The sequence below is a fragment of the Microcoleus sp. T3_B1 genome, assembly GCF_036700445.1.
Lineage (GTDB): Bacteria > Cyanobacteriota > Cyanobacteriia > Cyanobacteriales > Microcoleaceae > Microcoleus.
The window spans coordinates 1-2,255 of the sequence record NZ_JAUBOX010000186.1 but is presented as its reverse complement, the minus strand read 5'-3'; the positions used below and the strand labels follow the sequence as shown (position 1 = coordinate 2,255).

Below are 2,255 nucleotides of genomic sequence, written 5' to 3'. Positions count from 1 at the left end.
ACTGAAGTCCCCGCGTCGCTTACCTCTCAGGGCTGAAGCCGCTGAGTTTCCCGCATCCGGTATGAATTTTTATGAATACGAGCTGTCCCAAACCCAAATGTAAAGAGATGTAACAATCCCGTCATCCCCGAAATCACTCCGACTCCCACAGGACTTACGCAAGCACGCTATATGTCAATACGGTTCAGTTAACGCTGTCCGACGAATTTAACCTCACGATTTTATGGGAAATACAGGCATCTTTTAGAAGTCAGATTGCTCTTAACTGAACCGTATTGCGCTATATATAGCGTACTTGCGTAAGTTCTGACCAATCTACTTATTTAGGGTCTAAGTATAGATGACTCAAAGTATCTGTCACTTGTCAATGCAGCAATTCCTCTAATTTTTGCTGGTTCCACAAATACTGATAAAGCCCTGTTTGCCCTACCAATTCAAGGTGAGTGCCACTCTGAACTATTTCTCCTCTCTCCATCACAAAAATGCGATCGGCACTGGCCGCTGCTGACATTTGATGGGAGATAAAAATTACCGTTTTGCGATCGGTTCCCGTTGCCAAGTTTCGCAAAATGTCGGTAGCAGTTTGATTGTCAACGCTGGAAAGAGCATCATCCAAAATTAACACCGGGGCGTCAACTAACAAAGCGCGAGCAAGTGCTGTCCGCTGCCGCTGTCCGCCGGATAAAGTAATGCCGCGCTCGCCGACAACTGTTTTGTACTGTTGCGGGAAGTTGAGGATTTCGGCGTGAATTTGCGCTTGTTTTGCTGCGACTTCAATCTCCGGCTGTTCCGCTAAAGGGTTTCCGTAGCGGATGTTATTCTTGATGGTAGTGCCGAACAGAAAACTTTCTTGCGGAACGTAGGCGATCGCCCCGCGCAATTCGCTCAATTTTACCTCAGTAATATCCTGTCCGTCTAAAAATAACTCGCCCGGATCGATATCTAGCAAGCGTGGCAGTGCATTAGCTAAAGTTGATTTTCCCGATCCGATCGCCCCAACAATTGCGACAGTTTCGCCCGGTTTTATGGTAAAATCAACATTTTTAAGCGCGGGTGTCTTAGCACCCGGATAAGTATAATTTAGATGGCGAGCCACAATTTCTCCTTTGACTGGAGTTGCCAGTTCAACTGCATCGGCAGTATCCTTAATTTGCGGTTCCACAGTCAGAATTGATTCGATGCGATCGACACTCACTTCTCCCCGCTGGTAAGCCGTAATTGTGAAACCCAACAGCGCCGTCGGAAACACCAAGCGCTCGACATAAATCAGCAACGCCACAAAATCGCCAATGCTAATTTGACCATTAGCAATTGCCCCGCCACCCGCAGAAAGCAGCACCAACAAACTGATACTTGCCAAACCGCCCAGCAGCGGAAAAATAAAGTTTCTAGTTTTTGCTAATTCCAAATTTGCTGATAGCAACTGCGCGTTGGAATTGCGAAAAGCTCGGCGTTCGTTTTCTTCTTGAGCGTAGATTTTTATTACGGACATCCCGCTCATATCTTCCTGAATTAAATCGCTCATCGCCGACAATTCCTCTTGCACGGCTAACTGTTGGATGCGAAGTTTGTCGCTAAATAACTGTACCAAAACCAGCATTAAAGGATAAACTGCGATCGCAAACAGCGTCAACCTTACATTAATCCCCAGCATCACCGGCAAAGTCAAAGCATAGGCAAATGCCGTATTCGCCAAACTGAGTACCGCAAACCCCACCAAGCGCCGAATATTGTCCAAATCGGAAGTAGCGCGGTTAATTAAATCCCCTACCGTATTGGCGGCAAAATAAGACGGTTCTAATGTTAATAAATGGTTAAATATTTGCTGTTTGAGGTCAAATTCGACTTGACGCCCGACGCCAAACAGCAAAATCCGCGACGCCATCCGAATCACCCACATAATTGAGGCGAGAATCAGAATTAGTGCCACGAAGTTGAAAACTTGGTCAAATTTAGTCGCATATTGGAGAGTGTCAACTGCATTCCGAATCAGCAGGGGAATGTAAACGCCCACAGCATTGACAACCAATAGCGAAAAAATGCCCCAGAATGTTGGTTTCCAGTGCGGGCGCATATAAGAGCCGAGTTTTTGCAGTCGAGAATAACGAGCCATAGGAAGAAGGAAGAAGGAAGAAGGTTCGGCAGCGGATTTTGTAACGGATGTAACGGATGGATGCTGAAGGAAGAAGGAAGAAGGAAGAAGGAAGAAGGAAGAAGGAAGAAGGAAGAAGGAAGAAGGAAGAAGGAAGAAGGAA

The 2,255-nt window shown here is 46.3% G+C and carries 1 protein-coding gene; it reads right to left on the bottom strand.

Annotated features, from left to right (window positions below):
* Positions 1-364: 364 nt before the first annotated feature.
* Complete coding sequence (locus tag QT990_RS35630; RefSeq protein ID WP_333144320.1) at positions 365-2,113, bottom strand: ABC transporter ATP-binding protein; 1,749 nt, start codon at positions 2,111-2,113, stop codon at positions 365-367.
* Positions 2,114-2,255 lie beyond the last annotated feature (142 nt).